Origin of the sequence: Spirosoma rhododendri (assembly GCF_012849055.1) — a bacterium.
Classification (GTDB): domain Bacteria; phylum Bacteroidota; class Bacteroidia; order Cytophagales; family Spirosomataceae; genus Spirosoma; species Spirosoma rhododendri.
On record NZ_CP051677.1, the window covers coordinates 3,544,442 to 3,568,243 of the forward strand.

Sequence of the window (23,802 nt, forward strand, 5' to 3'; positions counted from 1 at the left end):
GTCGTCATCCCGAATGCTGGCCCCGCGCGTAGACGGGGCCGGTTCGGGATGACGACCGCTTGGCTGCAAGTGCGTTTTGAGAGGCAACTGTTCTTGGGGGATTGTCAACCCTGATCAGTGCTGTCACTACCAAAAAGTAGTGCGACTGCCGGTAAGCTGACCCCATAGTTGCCGCTGGTTAATGAAGCCAACGATACCTCATAACCGGAGGAGTATCGTTGGCTTCATTAAAAAACGACTGTATTAATAGCTTTTGAGCACTTTCACTACTTGCCGCCGGGTAGGTGTACTGACCTGTAACAGCAGGACGCCTGCTGCCGTGGTGCCCGTATGCAATGTTTGGCGATCCACCGGATGAGTCGGGAATACCTGTCGACTGTCCAGGATCGTTCCCGCCGTTGTTGTCAGCGTATACTGTACAGGCTGATCCTGTGCCCCGCTTACCTCCACGAGCACCTCACTACCGACGACAGGATTGCCAAGCACACGCACCAGCCAGCCGTCTGTTACAATGGATTCTGCTCCACCAGCTGCCAGGCGGGCCGCAGCCGAATTAATAACTGTAAACGACACTGTCAGGGGCATCCCTACTACACCCGTTCCTCCCACGCTCGAATACGGCGTGGCTGTCAGTACATAGGAACCCAGCGATGGTGTCCAGCCCAGAAAATTTCCCTGGTCGTCGCCGAAGAGGGCGTAGGGCGCAATCGATTCGGTTTGCTGGCGGCCTTGCTGACCGCTCAGGGCAAACACCACCGAACCCACTATTACGGGATCGGTCAGGGCCTGAATAGCCAGACGCCTGGTTGGTAGTTTAGCAAGGTCGAGTTGCTGGCCGTTTGTCAGTTGTTGAATAGGCTGGTCGGTATCGGCATTGATGAGCAGGAATTGAGCCAGCCGCTGGGGAGCAGGGGTAGCCGACTCTATGACGGTAAAAGAAACGCTCAGTGCCGTGCCCACGCTGCCGGTGCCGCCCATCCCTGAATACGGCGTGGCGGTAAGGGTGTAGCTGCCCAGGGGGGGCGTCCAACTGTAGTAGTGGCCCCCCTGGTCGTCGCCGAAGAGGGCGTAAGGGGCAAGCGTTTCGGTTTGCTGGTGGCTCTGCTGACCGCTCAGGGCAAACACCACCGAACCCACCGTTACGGGGTCGGTCAGGGCCTGGATAGCCAGATGTTTAGTTGGTAATTTGGAGAGATCCAGTTGCTGGCCGTTCGTGAGTTGTTGAATAGGCTGGTCGGTATCGGCATTGATGAGTAGCAGCTGAGCCAGCCGCTGGGGGTTCACTGGGTCGATGACCGTAAAGGTCACTGTTAGTGGGGTGCCCGCCGTACCGGTACCCCCACCGCTCGAGTAAGGAGTTGCCGTTAGTCGGTAATTTCCGGCGGCCGGAGTCCAGGGGAGGTAGTTGCCTTTGTTATCGTCACCGAAGAGGGCGTAGGGAATCAGGGTTTCCACTTGCTGGCGAGTCTGCTGGCCACTGAGCTGAAAGACCACTGAACCTACGGTACTGGGTTCGGTGCGGGCCTGGATATTGATGCGACGGCTGGGTAGTTTAGACAGGTCGATGGTCAAACCCGGGGTGAGAAGCTGGATAGGCTGGTTGTTGTCAGCGTTGATGAGCCAGAGCTGCGCCAGCCGCTGGGCAGGGGGCAGGGGCTGGGTAACAGACAAACTAAAGGCGGTGGACGTAACGCTGTTGCAGGCGCTGGTCGCTACCAGTAAATAGGAACCAGCCTGAGCGATCTGCACATTGGTGAGCCGGAGCGTAGCGGAGGTCTGCCCCGAAACCAGGCTGCCATCTTTGTACCAGGCGTAGCTGTCGGCGGGGGTGTTAAGACCCACGGTCGTCTCGACGGTAGCGCCGACCACAACACTGGACTGACTGGCGGGTTGCTGAGTGATGGCGAGGGCTGCGGCAGGTGTTCCCTGAAACTCGTAGGCCCCGATGTCAATGGTGCTTCCTACTAACCGGGGTTTATTCGCGATGTCGGTCGACGGCCCCTGGGCATCTGTATAAAGCGAAGTTAGCCCGGCGTTGATGGCTGGCGAGCAAGCGGATAACTCCAGGCTCTGTGCATTGCTGAAGGGCGATACCGTACTAAATCGGTTATTGGTGTTTTGAGCGTCAGTAATCTGTGTTACGCCAGTCTCCAGAAGTCCATAGTCGGATCGGGCGATTGCCAGACCATCACTGGTTGAGCCGGGAATCTTGGTGTAAGGCTGATTGACGATTGCATTAGCTCCACCATTATTCCATAGAATGCAATTCTTCAGGGAAACAATACTCGATACGGTTATATAATTAACATTATAGGGTGAGGCCCCGCTGAAGATAGCCCCGCCCTGTGAAGCCACATTCCCACTCAAGGTACAGTTAATCAGCTCACTTGTGGCACTAAATGAAGGCGTTCCCTTGGCTATTGTGTACAGCGCGCCCCCCTGACTGGTAGCCGTGTTCTGCTGAAAAACACAGTTTATATACTGGACTTTCGATTCGGCGCGATACCGCTGCTGATCTCCTTCGGCATATAGGTAAACAGCCCCGCCTGATTGAGCCGTGTTGTTTACAAAACGGCAGTAGGTCAGGTAGGTCTGGACAACCTGCCCAAAAGTAGCATTGTAGTAGATGGCACCGCCCTGAGCTGCCCGGTTATTGAGAAAGTCAGTGTTTATAAGCTGAATAGGCGATTGAGAAAATCGCACGTCAACGAAGAGCGCCCCGCCGTTACCAGTTGTATAGTTGTCTGTTAGTGTACAGTTGGCAATTGTCGGGCTGCTGGCCTTCATGTATGCGTAGTTGTAAATGCCGGCACCGCCTGTACTGGTTGCAAACAGACCGGGAAAGGCTACGTTGCCGCTGGCATAGCCGCCGGTGATGACGACTCCGTCCAGACGTGTCTGATCGTTGACGTTGGCAAACAGGACCACGTTGTTGGTATTCTCGGCATCCACTATGTTGTCATTGTCGATGTCGCCCGAGAGAATGGTGCTGCTGGGCTGGTTGGTGTTGGCAAAGTCGATGCGTTGGTCCGGATTAGCTCCGCTGCCCAGATAGCCGCCCAGTACCTTCACTGCCGAAGGAATGTAAAAGGAAACGCCACGATCGCCCGTCTGACTGGGTTTGTAGATACCGCCCGCCAGTCGAAACTCGGTACCTTCGGTTGCCGCAGCCAGGGTGGCCTGAAGCTGGCTTCCGGGCAAGGCGTTGGGCCAGTCGGCACCGGTCTGCTGTCCGGCCCCGGTTGGGGTGACATACACCGTTTGAGCCCATAGACTCATGGCGCTCAGCAGCCACAAAGCCGTACCCAGCAGGTAAGCAGCGGTTTTGGTGTAAAACGGGGTAAACTTGTTTTTCATACGTGTGCAGATTGAGAAGATAAACGGATTAATCGAAGGAAGGCAGTAAAGAAGAAAACGCATGAAAATCGCCTATCAGGCACGGAACGGTGCCGTGCCGTTAGCGCTAATATGTATTGATTTGGCTGGCCTGGTAACGTGTCTTTACCGGCAACGCAGCAGAGAAATGGCCAGAAGATGGCCAGGGTGGGGTAATCGAGGAGAGACGCATACAGTGGCAGGATAGAAGCAAGGTCGCATAAGACCGTGCGCCACTAAAAGTAGGGAAGTACAAATGCGTAAGGCCCTTTTTATTGGTAATAGGTCAACAAAGTAGATAAGCTGGTATACGATGTTTGCTGATTTTAATGTATTGATAATCAGTTGTTGGTTGTATGTAGTAAGGCGTAACGGTATGGTTCGTGCGAAAAGGGCGAAGACGATTTGTCCGGCGAGGCAATAACACCGTCAGGCCAGGGCTATATCGATTTGGGTACACAATCTATGGCTGCTTGATGGCTTGCAGACAGGCGAAAATTGTGCGATCATACCGTATGGATCGCTGATAAAAGCAGCGTTGGACATGACGGTATTCCCCATACACATGTGCCTGACAGAACGGGTCAGGCACATGTGTATGGGGAATACCAAAGGAACCGTAACCGTAGCGTAGTTACTGTTGGAATAGACAGTCAGATTGCCGCAGTGGCTGCGGATAACACGATCTGATCGCGCCCGTTCTGAACGTCGCTGTCGAAATCAGTAGCATCGGTTTGGGCCACACGCTGAACGCAGCCAACAGCCTCGAAAAACGAAGTAGTACAGTGTCTTACTGAAGGATAGGTCAACGTCTGCGCACGGTAGTCATTTTCTGGTAAGCAGCTGTTCCATACGCTTTTCCAGTTGATCAATTCTAGCCAGTTGCTGTTTGGTTTTCACCTGTAGCTGTTGTTTGACTACCTGATTTGCGTTCTCCATTCGGATCATGTACAGCGTCAATTCCTCCACTTTTTCCAGCAAGAGGGCATTCATCTTCAACAGGTCGATGCCCTCTTCGACTAGCTGCCCGGCCAAATCAATATACCCCATCGTTCCCTTTCGTTGGTGAGACATGAGGTCGAACCCGATCGAAGTTTGTGTAAGTGCCAGCGTAGACCCGCCTAATTGGGCGAATAAAACTAGTGTGGTTTTTGCTAGGTACAGCATAACATAACTTGCGCTTATACCTATGTCTATAAGTAAAGCAGAATACTATTTTGGTCAGGGTAACTGTCACTTCAACAAACGGGAGTACCAGCTTGCCATCGACCAGTATAAGCAGGCGATCAGTGTCGACCCCCAATTTGCGTCCGCCTTTTGTAACGCGGGCGTAGCGTTTGCGGAAATACACAATCACGCTAAAGCGATCGAATCGTTCCAGCAGGCCATCGCGTCAAATCCTTACGATGCTGTGGCGTTTTACAACATGGGGCTCTCATACGCGGAGATGAATAACTATACGAAGGCGATCAGTGCTTTTCAATCTGCCATCTCGCTGAATGCCCGCCACGCCAAAGCCTACTACAACCTGGGTCTGGCGTACACGGCTCTGGGGCAATATGAGTCCGCCATCGATCACTACCAGCAGGCGATCACGATTCAGCCCGTTTACGCCAGGGCGCACTTTAGCATGGGTTTGTGCTACGCGAAAATGACCAGTTACCAACAAGCGGTTGACGCCTGCCTGCGATCCATCGACATAAATCCCAGCAACGCCAAAGTCTATTACCAGGTGGGCTTGCTGTACGCTGAGCTTGGCAACTACGCGAAGGCGGTCAAGTACTGCCAGCAGGTCATTGAGCTGAACGCCCATGAACCAGCCGCTCACTATCACATGGGTCTTGCGTACCATCGGTTAACCAATTTTACCAAAGCCGTAGAGTGTTATCAGCAGGCCATTGATCTGAACGGCCAGTACGTCGAAGCCTATCACAACATGGGCCTTGCGTACAATAGTCTGGGTAACAACGGCCGGGCTATCGAATGCTATCAGCAGGCCATTCAGCTGAACCCGCGTTACGTAGAAGCGCACTACAGTATGGGAGCGGCCTATTACCGGCTGGGCAACTATGCCCGTTCCATCGAGTGCTACGAACTGGGCGATACCCTGGATCTGCGGGAGTTGAGTCAGGGTTGAGCCGCGTAGCGAACGTAATTAGGCGGGACTGCTGCTCTTGCAGGTGAGCACACCCAGTCAGCGACAGACCGTCAAGGTGCTCAAAATAGACTAACAGCGCTTATCAACACAACAAACAGCCCGGCGGACTGCTAGTCTGCCGGGCTGTTTGTTATTGCTTGCCTCCTCGGGGTTTTATCCTGTGAGAGCCAACGTGTGGCAAGTAGTCGTACCGCGTTAAATTTTCCCAGTTGGCGACATTACTGTGGCTCATCGTCTTCGCTAACCACGTACTGATATCGGCCGGTCGGGTGAATGGCCAGGAAGGAGCGGCTTTGCCCGTTACGGATGGTCTGCGTTAGCTAAACGACACTCGTTTCGGGATCGAAGGCAAATGCATAAACTCCTTTGCTACCCCTCACTGAGCATGTGCCAACGTACAGCACGGGGTGCATTTCGCTCAGTAAAAGGTAAGCGAATAGGCCAGAGAAGGCTTAGTCTCTGGGGTCCCGGTCGTCGCTTATCATGTCGATTACCCGCCTGGCCAGACCAATCGACCCCTGTTTCAGCCGGGTCGTGTCGCCGGACATACGGGCCACTACGCTGAATACGTGGTTGTTGTACAGAACGTGGAGCGCTTTTTTGCCCGGCTCCCAGATCGCCTTGTCGCCGACGCCGGTAACGGCCCGGCCCGTAGCTGTGTTACGGGCCGGTGCGACAAGGGCGGGTTTGGGTTCGGTGATACCCTCGATCGGCCCCGACGGGTCGAAGCCACGGGCCGAATCCTGCGCGGGTGAAGCGGCTGTCGAACTGATGGGGCCGGTCGCCGTGCCCTGCGGAGCCGGACCGTAAATGGTTGGTCGGGGCTTGGTGCCCTGGTCGGCAATGGGGTTGGCCTGGGGCTCAAATCGTTTGTTGAAGTAGTACTCTGACTGGTAGACCGACTCGAACGGTTTTTCGCTCTCCAGGTAGAAGCCGATCGCGTTGGAGCCCCACCGCAGTTCGCAACTGTTCAGGCGGCTGTGTTTTTCCAGTTCGACGTCGTTGCCCAGCTTGAACAGGTTCTTTACGAACGCTTCGGGCAGGTAATTGCAGACATACTGGTAGTGGTAATCCGTGCTAAGCAGATACACACCGGATACGCGCCGGGCCACGTAGTCGTCGCCCCAGCCGGGTGCGGCCGGTACATCTGATGTTTGGCTGTTCTCGGTTGAGCAGGCAGCCATAAGCAACCCCAGCAGTAGTAGGTTATGACGTTTCATGAAGGTTTGTTGGTTTGAGGAAGGGAAAGCGGGGTTATTAAGGGCTAGCGGTTTACATCCTGGCCCCCTGAAAGGTAGGTTTAGGGAATCTTTTTTTGTCATCCCGACGCCAGGAGGGATCCGCTCCGGCGGCCCGGTTCGGTAATAGGCGGTTTTATTTGCTTTTACGGAACCGGGCCGCCGGAGCGGATCCCTCCTGTCGTCGGGATGACAAAAAGTGTTTACCCCCAGCCCCGACCCGTCGGACCGCCCTGAAGGGGGAGAAATTCATTCGCGGAATGCTCCCCCTTCAGAGGTTGTTTGGGGAAGCACAATCCGGGTCAAAAGTGCCTTTTTTGTCATCCCGACGCAGGAGGGATCTTCGGTAATAGGCGGTTTGATTCGTCAATACCGAACCGGGCCGCCGGAGCGGATCCCTCCTGGCGTCGGGATGACAAAAACTCATTCCCCAAACAACCTCTCAGGGCGGTCCGACGGGTCGGGGTTGGGGGGTAAACAGACTAGCACTGAACAGGCCCCCATAACCATACGCACAAAACATCTCCCCTCAGAAAGCGGCTGACAGGTTGGCGAAGTAATAGCCGCCGTTGAAGCCAAACTGCGTAGCGGCCCGGCCATACACGAACCGGCCAAACGACGAGTTGTCGAGGGCGGCCGACCCGTAACGCTCCGGCGTGGGGTAGTTCGTTACGCGCAGCGGGTCGGGGTAAACGTCGAGCAGGTTGTTGGCCCCGATGGTGATCGTCACGTTTTTCAGCACCCGGTACGAACCGCTCAGGTCGGTAACGATTCTGGGCGACTGGGTTTCGTCGAGGGCGGGGTTGGCCGGGTCGTAGGACGCCACCGTTCCGAAGCGCGACAGGCGCAGCACCGCGCCGAACTTGCGCAGGCGGTAGTTGAACGTAAGCTGAATTTTGCTGCGGGGCTGGGCGAGGGTCAGCCGGGCACTGTCCTGCCGGTTGAACAGAAAATTACCGAACGTGGCATCGGCCGGAATGTTGGCGGGCCGCTGAATGTCGCCCACCAGTTTGGTCTGGTTGACGTTAGCCGCCAGCGTGATGTCGAGCGTACCCGTCGACAGGCGGGGGTTGGTGGCAATCACCACGTCGAGGCCACGGGTCTGGGTGTTTACGGCGTTGGTGAAGAACTGGGCACTGTTGACGTCGGTTTGCCCCGCATTGTTCAGAATCGTCGCCACGATCAGGCCCGCACCGGTCGTGCCGCGCGAAAACTGGTTGCTGTAGATAATCCGGTTCTGAATATTGATCTGGTACGCATCCACCGTCAGGCTGACGTTCGACAGCGGCCGGGAGGTGATGCCGATGCTGAAATTCGTCGACCGCTCGGCCCCCAGCGAGGGCACACCAAATGCCTGCGCAATGGGGCTGTCGTTGCGGAACGTACCCGTCTGACGCGGTTCAAGCCCCGTTCCCGTCGAGACGAAGACCGTGCTGATCGCGCTGAAATACCGCTGGTGCAGACTCGGTGCCCGGAAGCCGTTGCTCACCGACCCGCGCAGCGAAAACGCTTCGCTGAAGCGGTACCGGGCGGCCAGTTTTCCCGCCAGATTCCCCCCGAAATCGGTGTAGTATTCGTACCGGCCCGCCACATCGACCAGCAGCCGCTGCGTTATGTCCGACTCCAGATCGACGTAGGCCCCGTAGACGTGGCGGGTGGCGTTGACGGCGTTGGCGGGCTGATACCCCGGAAACACCTGCGCGCCCCCGGTCTGCCCCGTCTGCGGGCTGAAATTCAGGTACGACGCGGCTTCACCGGGTTTGATCCGGTACTGATCGTTGCGGTAGGTGAGGCCCCCCGCCACGTTGAACGACGTCAGCCCCAGCTGTTTACCGAAGTCTTTGGCCGCGCTGGCATCGGCCGTGTTCTGGTAGAAACTAAGCGTTCCGGCGTAGAAACTGGTCGGGTTGTTGGTGGCACCCAGATACGCCAGCGACGCGTTGTTGGAGTTGATTACGTCGAAGCGGAACGAGTTGCCCCCGTACACATTGCTGATATCCCACCGCCAGCCGTTGTTCTCCCCGTTGACACCCACCAGCAGCGACTGATCGTTGATGGTCGACTGGATATTGGGCAGAAACCCGTTTGGGTACAGCGCCGAAATAACCTGCGTGGTCTGGTAGGGGTAGCGGTAAAAGCCCCCCGCCAGCCCGCGCCGGTAGTTCAGCCCACCCGTTGCGTAGACACTGGCGTTGGTACCCGTAATGGGCATACGGGCGTTCAGGAAGAAACCGGCGTTCTCGACCCGCGCCTGCCCGACTTGTAGGTTGTTGCGCCGGTCGAAATTGTTTTGTTGAATCAGGGCCTGATCCTGCTGGTAGAGCTGCTGCCGTCGCGCTACGTAGCTGGCAGCGGTTTCGCCGGTTTGCTGGCCCACGTTCCAGTTTACGTAAACCGGCCCGGTATAGTCGCCAGCCCGGTTGGTAGCGCCCCGATGCCGCAGCTCACCGGTCAGGCTCAGCACCCCTTTCTGGCCCAGCTTAAAGCCGTGGTTGATACCAATCTGCGCGATCTGCCCGTCGCCTTTGTACTGTTGCCCCAGCTGCGCGTTTACCGTGGTGCCGGGCTGCTCTTTCAGCCGCAGGTTGATCACCCCCGCGATGGCGTCGGAGCCGTACTGCGACGAAGCCCCGTCGCGCAGCACCTCCACCCGCTCGATGGCCGTGCTGGGAATGGCGTTCAGATCGGTACCCACCGACCCCCGGCCGATGGTGCCGTTGAGGTTGATAAGTGCCTGATTGTGTTGCCGTTTGCCGTTGAGCAGCACCAGCACCTGATCAGGGCCAAGCCCGCGCAGCGTCGCCGGGTCGACGTGGTCGGTGCCGTCGGACACCGTTTGCCGGGACGAGTTGAACGACGGGGCCACGAAGTTGAGCTGCTGGGTGATGTCGATGCGGCCCGTAGCGAGCAGATCCCGCGACTGAATAACGTCGACCGGGGCCACCGTCTGCGTGCTGGAGCGGGCCTGCGTGGATCGGGAGCCAATCACGACCACTTCGTTGAGGCTGGCCAGACTTTCGATCAGCCGGACATCCAGCGTTGTGGCACTGCCCGCCGTTACCTGCACCGGCTGCCGCTGGGTCGTGTACCCGACAAAGCTGATTTGCAGGGTATAGCTGCCGGGTTCGGTCGTCAGAACGTATTGCCCGCTGGCGTCGGTGATGGCCCCGGTTGTGGTTCCCTGCACCAGAATCGCGACGCCGGGCAGATCGGCCCCGGTCGTGGCATCCGTAATGTGGCCGCGAACGGATTGCCCCCATGCCGCAGACAGGGTAAATAGCCCGATGAATACGCCGGTCAGGAGCCGGTACAGTCGGTAGGAGTCAGTCATAGGACGTAGGGAGTATACAACGCGCGCCTGCCGGGCATCCCGCATTGGCACAGACTTACCCGCAGCACGTTCGCCTAGAACCGGCTGCAACCCTACTCCGGCCAGCCCCTGAATCAATTAGTGAGGAACTGGCCTTTCCGCCGTTGAAAGCGTTGTATGACAGTATGCCCAAGCAGATATTCCAACTCATCCAAAGGGGATAACGGACGTTCCCTCAATCTGAGTGATGCCGAAATTGAAATGTGTATAAAGGCCGCAAAAGCGGTCGGATTAGAGTTTGCCGGTGTAGATCTTATTCGTGAGAAAATGCGCAAAACATACGTTACTGAAGTGAATGGCAACCCGGGAACAGGTATTGTCGATGTAACAGGTCAGAATTATTTCGCTGATTTAGTTAAGCACATCGAAACACGAGCGAAAAAGAACGAAGAAATAGTGACTCCCGTACCTTTACCAAATAATGAAAGAGACAAGGAAAAAACCAAGAGGGTGAAGAAGAAGCCTCACTAACTACATACAATATGCTTTTGGCAAAAGAAAAGGTTGGACTTTTAAGCTATAATGATAATGGACTTCTTTCTTACTTGAAAAGAAAAATGGGTATGTAATCATGTAAGCCAGACCAGTCCATACGGGATAGTCTGGCTTATCCATTTTTAAGATATAAGTTTAGGCATTATTTTATCTAGCTGCGACCTGAACTGTGATTTTAAATTTTCTATGTCAGTATAAACAGAAGGGTAATGTCCTAAAAGGCGTAGTTTCTCTTCAAACCTGAATTTGCTAATAATGTCTTCTTCTTTAATATCGTTTGAGTTAACTGGTGCATTTTTAAAGTAAGTATAAATCAAGGGTCTGCCTGCCTTTCTAAATTTTTCGTATGCCTTGGCAAATTCTTCTTCCGTAAACTTACCTACCTTTGTAAAAAAAAGACTTACAAATATATCGCTATCTTCAATAGCTTTATTATATTCATCTTGAAGACTAGATGCAGAAAGTGCATCAATAAAGTCTTCCCATAATTCTAGTCTAATAAATACGTTTTCATTATTCAATCTTTTGTTTTCTCTATTAATAAATATTTCAAAATTTTCTCTGTCAGCCCTTAATTCGGACGAAGATGCAAGAAAGAGTGTAATTGTTCGTTTCATTGTGTTTTGCTTGTTTGTTGTGTTAGAAGGTAATCCTACGTTATACAATAATTCATTAATGATAACTTTGTCGTTGCTTTCATTGCACACGACAAAATCTTTACTTAATGACCATTCAAGAAGTTTATGATACGGAAATGTACTAGCATTTTCACTCCCTTTGCAGTAGTTACACAAGCAGGGAACAGAGACCGTTGTTTTAACTCCTTTATATCCATCATTGATATTTTGCAATGAGTTCATTACTAAAGTAATTAAAGCTCTGGAGTCTACGCCGCTTACTTTTATAGTTATCTTTCTATCATAAAAGTTCTCGATAACTTGACATTCAGCTCGACCATTATCTAAATATAAATTGACTGCATTATTCCAAACCTCTTTCTCATTGGTAATATATCTACTTAGTTCAGCACTTACCTGATTAACCAATCCTCTTGGCATAAATTCATACCTATAGGTTAATGTAAGTGTAGATGCTTTGTTTTTCCATATATTCTCACTAGGTATAGAAACAAGACGTGCGGGAATTATATAATCTTCGTTCCTGTGTTTCTTTGGAAATGCTATCTTAAAAATTTCTAGCATTTTTTTTAATATACTATGTTTACTAATATATGATTCATCTTGCCATAATCTAGAAAAATCATCAGCTATTATATTACCTCTTCGCACTTGTACTTTTTCATCATCAATAATTTTATAAACGGCGTTCATTGCCCACTCAGGCTGTAATATTACCCAGTTTTTTAATTCCTCATTTTTAGAGTACCATAACACAACTCCAACGTCGTGAAGGAACTGACAACAATCGGATACATCAGTGTAATTATTAAAAATTTGCTCATTAATTGTTTTACACATTTCTTGAAAATACTCGAAACTAATACATGGATGCTTCATGGAAATAGTTCCAAGTAAATTTCTTACTTGAACCCAAGACCTAGGAATCCCTTTTCCATAATGCGGCAAATTAATTAGTTGATCTTTTATAACAGACTTTATTTTTTCTAAACCGTCATTTTGGTTAGGTAAGTTTATTTCATAATATGGTAGCTCTTGAGTCTTTACTATATTAAAATTAGAATTAGACATGTACAAACCCAAGTCGCTCCAAGAAACTCTGTTTCCATCGTGACAAGTCTGCCCTATTATAACTGGGCTACTTCCTCCAAACTGATAAATGGTAGGTATCCAATAATCAAAGTTATGATGCGTTTGTCTAGTTGAAGCTAACAGAACGAAAACTGAATTTTCTGTTATAAAAAATCGATGGACGGGGTAATAAACGTCCTGTCCGCCGAAATCCCATATGTGAGCAATGTGCTTTCTTTTAGAAGCTTTTTTAAAAACCCAATCGCTAATTTTTATTCCTCTAGTACGTGTATCTGTTTTCGGTAATGAAGCCTTATCATTTATCAATCTCTTCTGAAGAGAAGTTTTACCACCACTTCCTTCACCTACTAGAATTAATTTAGTTTCGTACATAAAATCTTGTCCGTCTAAAAGTATTTTTTGCAAGTACCTAGATACAGACAATGTCCCTTTTTTTAATATCTCAATTGGTACATCGGCAATGGGATTTTTGTACAAGTTTATTCCTTTACGCGAGGCGTAATCGCCCTCCCACTTCATTGTCATGGCAGATTCAGTTATCCAAAACGGAAATAATTTGATGTCGTTGTAGGATAAATCTAGCCCTTCTAGATTACTTAGTTCTTTCAAAGGTTCTACGTTAGTAATTTTATTTGCTCTTAAGTTTATATACGTGAGTGAATGAAGTTGACCAAGAGCTGATACATCTTTTATTAAATTTTTTTCTATTTCTAAAGAAGTTAATTTCTCATTGTTTTCAAGAGGACTTATGTCATAAATTTTATTGTTATCAATTCTTAGCTCAATCAAATTACGTAGTAAGCCTATTGGATTGATGTCTGTTATATGATTATCTATCAATTGTAATTCTTCAACACCTAGAAAAGATGTTAAGAAATCTATTTCTTCAATATTATTTCTGCCAAGACCAAATTGCTTTAAATGAAGAGTATTCGTTGCATTGTGTATATAAACTATGTTGTTATTATAGAACCATGCAAAATGTATCCTATTAGGGTAACTGAAAATTTCCAGATTTTCTATTCTATTGTTCGAAAAATTTATTTCTTCTAATAGTTTTAGTTCTCTAAGGAAATTTATATTTTCTATTTTGTTTTCAAGGCCATGAATAACTCTCAAATTTTTAAGTTTACAAATCGGTTCAATATCAACCACCAAATTATTTGAGAAATGAAGCTCTCTCAATGAAATCATTGTTGATATTGGTTCTAGATGAGTTACGTTATTATAACTTATATTAAGATGAGTTAACTCTCTTAACTTTGCAATCTTGTTTAGGTCAACTGATATAAAATTATTTAGTCTTAGTCTCTGTAAAAATGGTAACAATTCTAATATTTCATATAAGTTACTAGCACTCAGATTTTCAGTTGAGTTTGCATTTCTTCCTCTAACAGTAAGACCTATGATATCGCCTTTCTCATTTAATTGGTATGTATCCTCGCTAATTTGGGCTACATCAACGCGTGTAATTGTTTCCACGAATTTTAATCCATATTTAGCTTCAATCTCTAGCTTAAAATTTTTCGTTTTCATTTTGAGTAATCTTGTCAGTGGGGTTAAAATGAACCTATTTTCATCAGAAGCTAACTATACCTTACCTTTTATAAAAACCTCCTAGTATGATACCTAAAAAAAACCCCGAAACTGAGCCAATTTCGGGGTTTTTAGGTTTTTTGTGGAGACGGAGAGATTCGAACTGCCTCCGGGCTCCCCAAATAAGTAGCTGTAGGGTTAAAATAGGTGTGTTGTTAATTTTCAGCCTTGCCACTGCTTCGGCGCAAACCTGCCATTTCAAGCGCACTGGTAACTTGTCGCTCGTGACCTCCTCGTGACCAGCACGGTAGCGGATCAACCTTATTCGCGACGTCCTTCCTGTTGATACCTGAGTAACTCCCGCTGCATATGAATCACCTCGTCGGCTGGCAGGACGACGTAGCCTGGAGGAGCCACTGGCTTATCTGAAGTCGGGTCGAGATTCGGATCATACGAATCACTGACTAACCAGCTCACGCTCGTATTTAACTCTTGAGCGAGTCGTACCAGTTGCGACAGGTTGGGTTCCTGCTGCCCTTTCTCCCACTTGTAAATCACCTGTTTACCGCTCTTTACGCCGATTTGTTCGGCTAACTGGGCCTGCGTAAGCCCCAGTTTATTTCGCGCGATAGCCAGCCGTTCGGGAAATGAACTCATGGCGGTAATAAAATTTAATTACTGAAATTCATCTCAGTAGTATGTTTTATATTACTTTTACATCGTAGGTATTACAAAGTATACCGTACAAGGTAAAAGTAATAGAAAAACGCATGAAAAATCAAGCTGTAGCACCGGCGGTCGATACAGACCAGCTAACGGTTGAGCACTGGCGTGAACGGTTTAAGGAAGCGCTGCCCCGATTCAAGAGTCTGCGCGAGGTAGCTGAACTGCTGGCCAGAGAAGATGCGCAGTTTGATGGCATCACCGGGTGGGACCGGCTCAACAATATCAAACGGGGAAAAGGCGGACTCAAAATCACCGCCAAAGCCGTACAGCTGATGGATCAGCTCCGCCCTGCCAACCAATCCCGCATTCGTCGCCAGCAGTTGCGACGGGATTCCTGACGCATTACCAGTGCACTACCATATTCATTCTACTTACATGAGAAACCTGTTTGCCCTCCTAACCGGACGTCGTCCGCAAGCGAAGCGCCTGATGGCCTATCCGACGCAAGCGCCCTATAGCATCTACGGCAGTCAGCCGCACGTGCTCGTGACGTTCCACTGTCATCGGAGCGTACTGATTAGTCTACGTCGGCTCATCGCCTTACGCCGAACAACCGAGCAGTTGAATCCGTCTGTGCATAAACCCCGCGAATACACCGTGGAGTCGTTGCTGTGCATTGAGTCGCTGATGCCGGTCGATCCCCATGCGGTGGTGATGTCCACGGAAAAGCATCAACTATTAGCTCGCTTCTTCCGTGCTGAGCTATCGGCTCTGATGCACAACAAGGTGAGTCCGTTCCAGGATCTGCCGAAGTCGTTCCTGTTCGATGATTTGACGGCCGCTATTCAACTCGTTGAATCGGCTATAACGATTACGCCCACATGCCACCAGACCCAATCAAACTGATCGATCCGGATGTGGTCGCCGATCTGCTGTGGGTATTCGTCCTGCTGATGATGGTAGGGGCCATTTACCAGCTGATACCAGACAAACGCCACCCATATGGAAAACCAACGTCAACTCTTGGACCTGCTAGACGGCCCCGTAAACAGTCGTCAGAACGATCTGGCACTGCTTTCCGCCCAAATTCAACTGGAGTATGCCGTGACGCATTTTTTCGACGGCATTGATGCCGACACGCTAACCAAGGAGGATTGGCTGATGAGTGAATCGATTCGCCACAGCATGAAACGACAGGCCAGCGCGATACAGGAGCTGCTCACCCGCAGGTACGGCTGTAATGACTGAAACAAAGCAGCCCGGCTGCAAAGCGGCCGGGCTGACTACCATCCATTCTACGGTACAGAGTACCTGTCACAAAGCTATCCCATAACCACCGTCAAACCGCATTATGGCCTGGATTACCCGATTATCCGAGTCCGACTACCGCGTGTCCATGCGCCTGGCGACGCACGTAATCATCTCAGACGACCGCAACCGTCACAGCTACAGACTTTCAGCTGACGCGGTGCAATTCATCATTCGACTCATAGGGTTGCAACAGCCGGATAAGCTGTGGATAGCTACCGCGATTCAACTGGGCTATATCCCGCACCCCTACGACGAGTACATCTAATTCATTCTACGATAAACGCTGAGTAACATGAACATCACTTACAACGAAGGCGCAGACGATGAGCGCGTAGCCAACTTCCTGGCCGAGTTCTTCCGGTACCGGAATAAGCAGGTTGAATCAGTCGTAGTTGAGAAAACTACCTTAACGGACCGGCCCGAATTGGCAATGCGAAAGCTGACGATTACCGGCGAAGAAATCGACCTTTTCGACGTATACAACGCAAAGAATTTTGGCCTGATCGACATCCATCTGCAAGCAAAGGCTGAGAAGAATAAAGCCGTCGTTTCGTGGCTCGTTCAACTGACTGACCCCGAATGAAGGCCACAGGACAGTCAGGCCCCTGCTGCTCTGTGTGCGGCAAGCCACTGACCGACCCGGTCAGCATCGAGAAGGGAAGCGGCCCGGAGTGCGCCGGGAAGCAGAAACGCACTGAACTGGCGTACAGAACCGGAAATCTGTTTGCCAACCGGGCCGACTACAGCTGGGGACTGGAGGGAGCCGTCATCTGGATCGAGGATAATAACGGGCCAAAGTCGGTAACCAACGATATGGATGCCGTATTGACCGACATCTGCCACGAGTTACGCGAAGAGGTCAACTACAAACTGGTGATGTATCGCGATTCGCGGGGGGTATGGGATGCCGTCTCCTGTAACGTACAGATCTGTGAATCGCTCGGTACGTTCCGCCAGAATGGAAAGGGGGCTATTGTCAGCGGTGTCGATTTCGTATCGCTCAATCAAACCGATAGGAAACGGGCCAAAATCGAGCTGTATAGCAAAGCTGCCTTACGAAAAGTCAAGCCGATAAGGCTGTAAATGCACTATAAATGAAGGAGTTAATCAAAAAAATGACCGATCGAAAAGCCGAACTAGAGCGCCGGCTGGAAGTGGGTTTCGACTACGAAGGCACAATGGATTATGCCGAACACGTTGAGGGCGATGCGGCAAGATCGGAAGCGTATCGGGATGAAATCGCCTTCCTGACGGAGTTGCTGAAAACACCAGCCGAACGGCCTGTAACCGACGAACTGCTTGAGGAATACGGCTTCATGGATGACGAACCTGGTTACTGGTTTTTGGAAGATGAAGATGGCCGTCTGCTCATGGATGGCATTCGCGTCGAGCAGAATCTACGTAATCAGAGCGAGTGGCGGCTGTTCATAGAAACCGAGGAGAACGGAGCCCAAACGTTTGACCTGAAAGGCTTCGACCATCTGCTGTCATTGTTGGAAGAAAACGGTATCACCTTCAGTAATGAAGACGGGGAGGAGGGCGAAAATGAAGAATAATCGACCCGACATAAGCCTGCTGAACGTGTTGGAAACACCCGCCGAATGGCGCGAGTGGATCGAGGAAGACCCCAACGACGCCCCGGCCATATCGGATGAGTTGAGCGAGTTGATGATTGAGATTGTCAGCTGCCGTCGGTTCATTAATTGGCCGATCACAGGAGTCACTAAGGAGATGTACGCCCAGAGCCGCGAACTCAGCGAATACATTAAGGACCTGATGGCTCAAATCATTTCGCTCTGTAACGGCAAGGAAACTCGAGCAACGCTCGACGTCGACGATGGTTTCACCTGTACGATCAGAATCTACTACCACGAGAATGAAGAGTTTCCCGAATCATCGGCGTGGAACATCGACATCCAGTTTGCCCGTCGACTGAAACGAAAGGAGGTGCCCGATGCCCCTGATCAACGCTGACTTTCTCCAAAAACTGCGCGAACAGGCTGACGTCGTGCAGATCATTGGGGAGTTCATCGACCTAAAAAAAACGGGTAGCACCTACAAAGCGTGCTGCCCGTTCCACGACGAAAAATCACCGTCGTTCACCGTCAGCCCGGTACGCCAGACCTATAAATGCTTCGGCTGTGGCAAGTCAGGCGACGCCCTCGATTTCATCATCTCCTACCGTAAGCTTTCCCTACCAGAAGCTGCTACCTACCTCGCCGGTAGACTCAACGAACTTGTCGAGTATGACACTGATAACCGACCCAAAAGCCGATTCGACGGAATCCAACTATGAGACATTCACCGATTTATACAGCCTTAACGACCGTATTGCTGACAAATACCATCGTTACCTGACCGAAGAAATTCTGCCCGATGGGCTGCATCCCGTAAGCCAGTATCTGGCCGGCCGTGGCTACGGCCGTGAGCAGATCGACTACTGGCAGATCGGGTTCGCCCCCGACCAGTGGCAGTTCGTAGCCGACAGCGTAATCAAGCTCGATGCGTTTGATCTGGCGGTTGATCTGGGCGTGTGCCGGAGCAAGGACGGCAGCCGGTACGACTTTTTCCGGAACCGGCTGATGATTCCGATTCGGGACGAGAAGAACCACATGCTGGGATTCACGGCCCGCTCGATCGGCCAGCAGACGACGCCGTCTGGCGAGAAGCTGCCCAAATACATCAACACCCCCGAAACCGTCATTTTCCGGAAAGAAGAAATTCTGTTCGGACTCAATAAAGCCCGTAAGGAAATTGAACGGTCGAAAATGGCCGTGCTAACCGAGGGGCAAACCGACGTGATAGCCCTGCATCGTGCCGGCATCACCAATGCCATCGGCAAACAGGGCTCGGCCCTGACTGAAAAGCAGATTGCCAAGCTGGCCAGCCTGTGTGAGTCGGTGACGCTGGTATACGACATCGATACGAACGGGACGGGCCAGAAGGCGCAGGCCCGCGATACGGAAGTACTGCTCAAGGCAGGGTTGCGCGTGAAGATCTTCTACCTGCCGCAGCCGGAGCAGGCCGAAGGAGAGGGGCCGGTAAAGGTCGACGCTGATTCATGGGTACAATCGCTGCTGCTCAGTGACGAACCCGCCGACGGGCCAGCGTGGTGCATCAAACTACGCGGCAAACTCGACCTGAAAGCCCAGTTGAAGCGGGACAGCAAAGACGGTCTGATGGAACTGGCAGCTTCGCTGCTCGATCAGGAAGACATGGATGACGTTATCATCGGTCAGCGGCAGATCATCACGATGCTGAGTCGACTCGATGATTCGGTAGCGGACGCCTACGTTACCCGCATCGCCAAAGAGTTAGCCTGGAAAAAGAGTGTTATCAGCAAGCTGCTGGCTACAGCTAAAAAGAAGGGCGATAAAAAGGCAGGCAAGGATGATGACGACGATGACGACTTCCCGGAGTGGGTTGACCGGAAGGAGTTTTTTCAATGGCAGTTCGCGGAACGGTGCGACGCGCAGCAACCTCATAAGACAGGGTACTATTTCTCCGGAGTCAAAGGCATCAGTACCAATCCGCTGACCAATTTCATTGCCAAACCGCTGTTTCTCATCAAGCAGCAGGGAGCCGTTCGGCGACTGGTGCAGCTGGACAATGGATACCGGAAGGTTTACGCCGAGTTCGACGCCAAAGTACTGACCGGTGTCACGCAGTTCGAACAGGAGCTAAGCAATTTGGGCTACTTCACCATCGACGAAGATTTCGATAAGAAGCACCTGAAGCGGATCATGAACAAGATCCTGGCGAATACCCCGGAGGTTTACCCGGTCAATACGCTGGGATGGCAACCCGAAGGATTCTTCGCATTCAGCAATGCCGTATTCAATGGGCATCTGGAGAATTACAACGAGCACGGTGTCGTCGTCGTCAACGAAAAGCACTTTTTCAGCCCGGCCATGTCGCCCATCAGCGCCAACTACCGGCAGGAAGAGGACGGCTACAAACACGATCGATACCTGACGTTCCGGCCGTCGACGGTGACGTTCAACCAGTGGGGGAAGCAAATGCGCCGGGTGTACGGCGATCGGGCAATGGTTGGGGTTACGTTTGTCATTGCTACGCTGTTCAAAGACATCGTCAAGAAGCTGGCAAAAATCCCTCTGATCTACTGCTACGGGCCGAAAGACTCTGGTAAGTCGACCTACGCAGAATCGTTGCTGTACGTATTTTTTTCGGGTAAAGATTCCAACGGGGATCTGATGAAGCCCATGAACTTAGGGGCCGAACCGACACTGGCGGCCTTCTGGACCGCACTGGCCCGGTTTCGCAACTGCCCGTTCGTGTTCAATGAATTTGATTCTACCCGCGTGGCGCCATTCGTGGCCACAGCGTTTAAAGCCGCCTGGGATAACGAGGGCCGGAGCCGCCAGAGCCGGGACAACAAGTACCAGACCGAAGAGCAGTCCGTAAACTGTGCCCCAATTATCGTCGGGCAGTACCTGGCCACCGGTGACGACGGAGCCGTGCTGAGCCGTAGTCTGATTTTCGAGTTCAAGAGCCGGAAGGATACGCCGTTTACCCCGGCCGAAAAAAATGACTACGGCCAGCTGCGGCAGTGGGAGCAGGCGGGGCTGAACGGGTTGCTCAGCGAACTGCTGCCCCTACGGGAAACGATGGAGAGCCGTTTTGGCGAATCCATCCGGGCCGTGCGGTCGGAACTGGCCGAGCGGCTGGAGCGTCAGGGTATTCCGTTTGAGAACCGGCCGCTCGAAAACATCATCTGCCTGCTGAGTATCTACGAAACGGTCAGTAAGTCGGTGTCCTTTCCGATGACCCGCGACGAGTTCTGGAACTACTGCTGTGAGCTGCTACGCGATATGGGTAGTCAGATCCACGACAGCGACGTGCTGACCGGTTTCTGGGGAATGCTGGAGTATCTGCTCGACCGGGGCGATATCGTCGACGGGTGGGATTTCAAGATCGAAACCAGCACTTCGGCCAAACTCACCGGCGAGAACCGCAAAGCCGAAACGATCAGCTTCGACAAGCCGACGCGCGTGCTGTACCTGCGCATGAAAATGGTACACAAGCCCTATGCCGAGGCCATGCGCCGGCAGAGTAACGACAAGCCACAGAGCGAGCAGACACTGAGCACCTACGTCCGCCAGCAGAAGTATTACCTCGGTACCAACGAGAAAACTTACTTCTCGCAATCGGGTGGCGAATGGACGAACACCAGTGCCATTGTACTGAATTACGACCTGCTCAGCGACCGCACCGGCATGAGCCTGGAGCGATTCAAACAGTCGGACGAGGATACCCGGCAGGAAGTGACGGTGGAAGGCACCCTGAACCGTGACATCAAAGTGCTGAACGTCGGTACTGGTCAGCAGATCGAGTTCGTCCTCCAGGTTACGCAGACAATCAGCCAGGGAGGTACACCCCGCACTGAGCAGTTCAATGTCAAGTGCTTTGCCGCCCCCGAAGTGGTATCGGAAGAGAAACTGCGAACCGGTACCGTCTGGAAAGTGACCGGTCTGATGCAGGAAAAAAGCTGGAAAAAAGGTGCCGAAACATTCCACCACCGTACGCTCGACGTGCTGAGCGCATCACAGGTCGATATGTCGGTACGCTACGCAACCGGGTACAAGCCCAGCGACGAAGAGAAGAATATGCCATTCTAAAAACGCCAATAGCTATGATAACCGCCCAACAACTATGCTACTGTGATGTGCTGCTGACGCCAGGGGAAGCCGCCAAAGAGTCGGACGAGAAGCGAGGCTACATCGTGTCAAGCATCATTCAGATGCCCAAGCGAATCAACGACGGCTATCGCGAATACGTCGAATGGCAAATCGCCGGATTCTATCTACTCGAAAGCAAAACGCTGACCCGCCGGGAAGTAACGCTCGAAGAGATGGAGCTGAGTCTGGCTGAAGGATCGCTGGTGCCTTACCTACCGCCCACGGTGCGCCAGGTTAAAATGGGCTAATCAATTCACCAAATCAATTCATTCTACGATGTACAAGGAAACCTGTTGGTACTGCCCTCGACGCCCGTCGGCAACGCAGCGACTCGGCCACGTAACCGGTCTGATTCTCTATCCCTTCTGGAGCGCCTACCGCCGACTTCGTCAATTCAGCAACTAACCCATATAGTTTACAACTATGAATCAACCGATCAGTGACGTTCGTACCCTGGCGAATCTAACTCGGGAAGAAGGCCAGAGCCTATTTTCACTTGGTTTCGGCTTTACACCACCACTTGATGCGCTGACGAATAGCTATCAGGGCGGACTGGCTTCGTACCGGATCATCAGTGACAGCACATTTACGATGATTTTGTACCAGGGTGGGGGTATGTCGGCCTTCCGGGAACACGACGATATCAGCAGCCCGGTATCGGTCAATATCGCCAAAGTCGTTGGCTACCTCAATTCGCTGGAGATCGACTTCGATCGGATTCCGGTACCGGCTCAGCTGTCGGTTACGCTGCCGGCATTATCACCCATTATAGGGCCGGTTTTTACCGTTCGCCCACAGACCGCCGTCGTTACGGAGTCGGTAGGGGAGTTGCTGACGGTGGCTGGCCACTGGGCCAGTGGTACTATGCTTAAGCCCCCCGTCACGCTCGAGGAGTTCAAAGATCGGCTGAACCGGGAAATGAACTTCATGACGGCGGATAGCTACAACCTGACTGGTATCGAGGTCCAGTGGATGGATGAGGGTTGTACGGTCCTGGCAATTGCCACGACAGTGGTTCCCGTGATGGTTCTCGCTACGATCACACTAACCGAATAATATAACAGATTTCATGAACAGAGACTTTCATTTCCGTATTGGCGCAGCTGTGTCGTGTAGTGTCGCCAATGACCAGGTAAACCTTGAGCACGTCGACGTGATGTACAAACATTCCGACGCTCCGGACGACTGGAAAGATCGAAACGGTCATTTTACCGAAAAAGGCGTTGATATGCTCCTGTTCGGATTCACGGCCGCACTGATAGGCGTGATTCACGCAACTGGTCACCAGCGGGGCGCGGATACGGCCGCATTGATGCGGCAGGCGATCAGTTTGATGGAGCAGCAGTTCGTTATGCAGGTGTCGACGACTAACGTTCACTCACCCCGGTAGCACGATGGCGATGGACCGCAGCAGGTACCCCCGTGGCTGGCGCAGGATCAGCAACCGGTATCGATTCGAGGTGGCCAATGGCATTTGCGAGCAGTGTGGGGTAAAACACGGAACGGTATATCCGAAGGGGCCAGATCTGAAGTGTGCCTACCCGGCAACCCGCATCGTCATTGTATTCCTGAACGCGGCCCATCGCTATCATAACACAGACAGCAGTGATGACGAAGATCTGATTGCTTTATGCCCGCGCTGCCATGCCAGATACGACATGGATGATATCCTGAGCAAGAAGGTGTACGGTATGAATCACGCGGGTCCCCAACAACTAAAACTATTCGACCAATGAGACTCTTTCTGAAGCGAGGGCCACCACCTTAATGCAGACCGGGACGTGGGGATTGAACCACCTGGTGTCAAAATGAGAACCCCACCGACCAGCAGAAGCCATCCAATAGGGTGGCTTTTGTGTTTTTCTACGATTTCGGTCTGTGCTGGCGATTTTACTTATAAGTGAAGTCCGACCCACCAGTTTCACTTATAAATGGCTGGTAGGTGCCTTTCCCGGCCGGTTTGGAGTGTCGTTTCCCTGAATTACCGCGAGTGTCCCCGAAATCCGTGCCGATTGCCTGCGCGACGTTGCCATGCTCACTGCCCCGATCGGCGGGGGCGACACCGCCCAAACCACCGTTTTAAAGCCTACAGGTAACAGTAAATCAGAAAAAAAACAGAAAAGCTAAATAGCTGTAATTCTCCCCCTGATTACCCCTGATTTCCCTGATAGATATAAGTAATTGATAATGAATAGTAATAGCATATATAAAGGGGGTGTTTTTT

Annotated in this window: 22 protein-coding genes; 16 read left to right on the top strand and 6 right to left on the bottom strand. The window is 51.7% G+C overall.

Translation table 11 applies throughout. The features are described from left to right. Positions 1-243: 243 nt before the first annotated feature. Positions 244-3,357: a choice-of-anchor Q domain-containing protein gene (locus HH216_RS14630; protein ID WP_169551468.1), complete on the bottom strand. Its 3,114-nt coding sequence runs from the start codon at positions 3,355-3,357 to the stop codon at positions 244-246. An 843-nt stretch (positions 3,358-4,200) separates the two neighbouring features. Next, positions 4,201-4,449, bottom strand: a complete 249-nt coding sequence (locus HH216_RS14635) for a hypothetical protein (RefSeq protein WP_169551469.1) — start codon at positions 4,447-4,449, stop codon at positions 4,201-4,203. 115 nt (positions 4,450-4,564) lie between these two features. Between HH216_RS14635 and HH216_RS14640 the strand changes: the two genes are divergently transcribed. Further along, the gene (locus tag HH216_RS14640; RefSeq protein WP_169551470.1) at positions 4,565-5,512 is read left to right on the top strand and encodes a tetratricopeptide repeat protein; all 948 of its coding nucleotides are present in this window, start codon (positions 4,565-4,567) and stop codon (positions 5,510-5,512) included. Between the two features lie 473 nt (positions 5,513-5,985). Here the strand turns inward: HH216_RS14640 and HH216_RS14645 are convergent, their stop codons facing one another. Together HH216_RS14645 and HH216_RS14650 are read right to left on the bottom strand one after the other, a co-directional pair. Continuing rightward, positions 5,986-6,753, bottom strand: coding sequence for a hypothetical protein (locus HH216_RS14645; RefSeq protein WP_169551471.1), 768 nt, complete (start codon positions 6,751-6,753; stop codon positions 5,986-5,988). Between the two features lie 547 nt (positions 6,754-7,300). Continuing rightward, positions 7,301-10,102 carry a TonB-dependent receptor gene (locus HH216_RS14650; protein ID WP_169551472.1) on the bottom strand — a complete coding sequence of 934 codons (2,802 nt, stop codon included), beginning with the start codon at positions 10,100-10,102 and terminating at the stop codon, positions 7,301-7,303. Between the two features lie 156 nt (positions 10,103-10,258). Between HH216_RS14650 and HH216_RS14655 the strand changes: the two genes are divergently transcribed. Further along, the gene (locus tag HH216_RS14655) at positions 10,259-10,612 is read left to right on the top strand and encodes an ATP-grasp domain-containing protein (protein WP_169551473.1); all 354 of its coding nucleotides are present in this window, start codon (positions 10,259-10,261) and stop codon (positions 10,610-10,612) included. A gap of 146 nt (positions 10,613-10,758) precedes the next feature. Here HH216_RS14655 and HH216_RS14660 read toward each other — a convergent pair whose 3' ends face one another. Both HH216_RS14660 and HH216_RS14665 read right to left on the bottom strand, forming a co-directional pair. After that, positions 10,759-13,902: a COR domain-containing protein gene (locus HH216_RS14660; RefSeq protein ID WP_169551474.1), complete on the bottom strand. Its 3,144-nt coding sequence runs from the start codon at positions 13,900-13,902 to the stop codon at positions 10,759-10,761. Positions 13,903-14,223: 321 nt separating this feature from the next. Then, positions 14,224-14,559, bottom strand: coding sequence for a helix-turn-helix domain-containing protein (locus HH216_RS14665; protein WP_169551475.1), 336 nt, complete (start codon positions 14,557-14,559; stop codon positions 14,224-14,226). A 113-nt stretch (positions 14,560-14,672) separates the two neighbouring features. On the opposite strand from HH216_RS14665, the gene HH216_RS14670 reads away from it, so the two are divergent. The 14 genes from HH216_RS14670 (at position 14,673) to HH216_RS14735 (ending at position 23,314) form a co-directional block, all read left to right on the top strand. Further along, on the top strand, positions 14,673-14,966 hold the full coding sequence (locus HH216_RS14670) for a hypothetical protein (RefSeq protein ID WP_169551476.1): 294 nt from the start codon (positions 14,673-14,675) through the stop codon (positions 14,964-14,966). 37 nt (positions 14,967-15,003) lie between these two features. After that, entirely contained in the window at positions 15,004-15,474 is a 471-nt protein-coding gene (locus HH216_RS14675; RefSeq protein WP_169551477.1) for a hypothetical protein, read from the top strand. A 96-nt stretch (positions 15,475-15,570) separates the two neighbouring features. Next, complete coding sequence (locus tag HH216_RS14680) at positions 15,571-15,816, top strand: hypothetical protein (protein WP_169551478.1); 246 nt, start codon at positions 15,571-15,573, stop codon at positions 15,814-15,816. Between the two features lie 103 nt (positions 15,817-15,919). Further along, the gene (locus tag HH216_RS14685; protein WP_169551479.1) at positions 15,920-16,144 is read left to right on the top strand and encodes a hypothetical protein; all 225 of its coding nucleotides are present in this window, start codon (positions 15,920-15,922) and stop codon (positions 16,142-16,144) included. A 27-nt stretch (positions 16,145-16,171) separates the two neighbouring features. Beyond that, positions 16,172-16,462: a hypothetical protein gene (locus tag HH216_RS14690; RefSeq protein ID WP_169551480.1), complete on the top strand. Its 291-nt coding sequence runs from the start codon at positions 16,172-16,174 to the stop codon at positions 16,460-16,462. After that, on the top strand, positions 16,459-16,962 hold the full coding sequence (locus HH216_RS14695; RefSeq protein ID WP_169551481.1) for a DUF6011 domain-containing protein: 504 nt from the start codon (positions 16,459-16,461) through the stop codon (positions 16,960-16,962). The genes HH216_RS14690 and HH216_RS14695 overlap by 4 nt, the downstream gene beginning before the upstream one ends. Before the next feature lie 32 nt (positions 16,963-16,994). Beyond that, the gene (locus HH216_RS14700) at positions 16,995-17,435 is read left to right on the top strand and encodes a hypothetical protein (RefSeq protein WP_169551482.1); all 441 of its coding nucleotides are present in this window, start codon (positions 16,995-16,997) and stop codon (positions 17,433-17,435) included. Next, a complete protein-coding gene (locus HH216_RS14705) occupies positions 17,425-17,853 on the top strand; it encodes a hypothetical protein (protein WP_169551483.1) in 429 nt (142 codons plus the stop codon). Before HH216_RS14700 ends, HH216_RS14705 begins: the two co-directional genes overlap by 11 nt. Then, positions 17,834-18,175 (top strand): CHC2 zinc finger domain-containing protein, encoded by a 342-nt coding sequence (locus HH216_RS14710; protein WP_169551484.1) that lies wholly within the window; start codon positions 17,834-17,836, stop codon positions 18,173-18,175. Before HH216_RS14705 ends, HH216_RS14710 begins: the two co-directional genes overlap by 20 nt. After that, positions 18,126-21,518 (top strand): DNA primase, encoded by a 3,393-nt coding sequence (locus HH216_RS14715; protein WP_169551485.1) that lies wholly within the window; start codon positions 18,126-18,128, stop codon positions 21,516-21,518. Before HH216_RS14710 ends, HH216_RS14715 begins: the two co-directional genes overlap by 50 nt. Positions 21,519-21,532: 14 nt before the next feature. Continuing rightward, positions 21,533-21,826, top strand: coding sequence for a hypothetical protein (locus tag HH216_RS14720; protein WP_169551486.1), 294 nt, complete (start codon positions 21,533-21,535; stop codon positions 21,824-21,826). 175 nt (positions 21,827-22,001) lie between these two features. Further along, on the top strand, positions 22,002-22,634 hold the full coding sequence (locus HH216_RS14725) for a hypothetical protein (protein WP_169551487.1): 633 nt from the start codon (positions 22,002-22,004) through the stop codon (positions 22,632-22,634). Positions 22,635-22,647: 13 nt separating this feature from the next. Continuing rightward, the gene (locus tag HH216_RS14730; protein WP_169551488.1) at positions 22,648-22,968 is read left to right on the top strand and encodes a hypothetical protein; all 321 of its coding nucleotides are present in this window, start codon (positions 22,648-22,650) and stop codon (positions 22,966-22,968) included. Between the two features lie 10 nt (positions 22,969-22,978). Next, the gene (locus HH216_RS14735) at positions 22,979-23,314 is read left to right on the top strand and encodes a hypothetical protein (protein ID WP_169551489.1); all 336 of its coding nucleotides are present in this window, start codon (positions 22,979-22,981) and stop codon (positions 23,312-23,314) included. Positions 23,315-23,802: the final 488 nt, after the last annotated feature.

Bases quoted from the DNA above. Each gene is read 5' to 3' on its own strand.
- HH216_RS14705 (WP_169551483.1), top strand. From the start codon at position 17,425: ATGAAGAATAATCGACCCGACATAAGCCTGCTGAACGTGTTGGAAACA.
- HH216_RS14635 (WP_169551469.1), bottom strand. From the start codon at position 4,449: ATGTCTCACCAACGAAAGGGAACGATGGGGTATATTGATTTGGCCGGG.
- HH216_RS14640 (WP_169551470.1), top strand. From the start codon at position 4,565: ATGTCTATAAGTAAAGCAGAATACTATTTTGGTCAGGGTAACTGTCAC.
- HH216_RS14710 (WP_169551484.1), top strand. From the start codon at position 17,834: ATGCCCCTGATCAACGCTGACTTTCTCCAAAAACTGCGCGAACAGGCT.
- HH216_RS14715 (WP_169551485.1), top strand. From the start codon at position 18,126: ATGACACTGATAACCGACCCAAAAGCCGATTCGACGGAATCCAACTAT.
- HH216_RS14735 (WP_169551489.1), top strand. From the start codon at position 22,979: ATGGACCGCAGCAGGTACCCCCGTGGCTGGCGCAGGATCAGCAACCGG.
- HH216_RS14645 (WP_169551471.1), bottom strand. From the start codon at position 6,753: ATGAAACGTCATAACCTACTACTGCTGGGGTTGCTTATGGCTGCCTGC.
- HH216_RS14725 (WP_169551487.1), top strand. From the start codon at position 22,002: ATGAATCAACCGATCAGTGACGTTCGTACCCTGGCGAATCTAACTCGG.
- HH216_RS14660 (WP_169551474.1), bottom strand. From the start codon at position 13,902: ATGAAAACGAAAAATTTTAAGCTAGAGATTGAAGCTAAATATGGATTA.
- HH216_RS14670 (WP_169551476.1), top strand. From the start codon at position 14,673: ATGAAAAATCAAGCTGTAGCACCGGCGGTCGATACAGACCAGCTAACG.
- HH216_RS14720 (WP_169551486.1), top strand. From the start codon at position 21,533: ATGATAACCGCCCAACAACTATGCTACTGTGATGTGCTGCTGACGCCA.
- HH216_RS14700 (WP_169551482.1), top strand. From the start codon at position 16,995: ATGACCGATCGAAAAGCCGAACTAGAGCGCCGGCTGGAAGTGGGTTTC.
- HH216_RS14695 (WP_169551481.1), top strand. From the start codon at position 16,459: ATGAAGGCCACAGGACAGTCAGGCCCCTGCTGCTCTGTGTGCGGCAAG.
- HH216_RS14665 (WP_169551475.1), bottom strand. From the start codon at position 14,559: ATGAGTTCATTTCCCGAACGGCTGGCTATCGCGCGAAATAAACTGGGG.
- HH216_RS14680 (WP_169551478.1), top strand. From the start codon at position 15,571: ATGGAAAACCAACGTCAACTCTTGGACCTGCTAGACGGCCCCGTAAAC.
- HH216_RS14685 (WP_169551479.1), top strand. From the start codon at position 15,920: ATGGCCTGGATTACCCGATTATCCGAGTCCGACTACCGCGTGTCCATG.
- HH216_RS14690 (WP_169551480.1), top strand. From the start codon at position 16,172: ATGAACATCACTTACAACGAAGGCGCAGACGATGAGCGCGTAGCCAAC.
- HH216_RS14650 (WP_169551472.1), bottom strand. From the start codon at position 10,102: ATGACTGACTCCTACCGACTGTACCGGCTCCTGACCGGCGTATTCATC.
- HH216_RS14630 (WP_169551468.1), bottom strand. From the start codon at position 3,357: ATGAAAAACAAGTTTACCCCGTTTTACACCAAAACCGCTGCTTACCTG.
- HH216_RS14675 (WP_169551477.1), top strand. From the start codon at position 15,004: ATGAGAAACCTGTTTGCCCTCCTAACCGGACGTCGTCCGCAAGCGAAG.
- HH216_RS14655 (WP_169551473.1), top strand. From the start codon at position 10,259: ATGACAGTATGCCCAAGCAGATATTCCAACTCATCCAAAGGGGATAAC.
- HH216_RS14730 (WP_169551488.1), top strand. From the start codon at position 22,648: ATGAACAGAGACTTTCATTTCCGTATTGGCGCAGCTGTGTCGTGTAGT.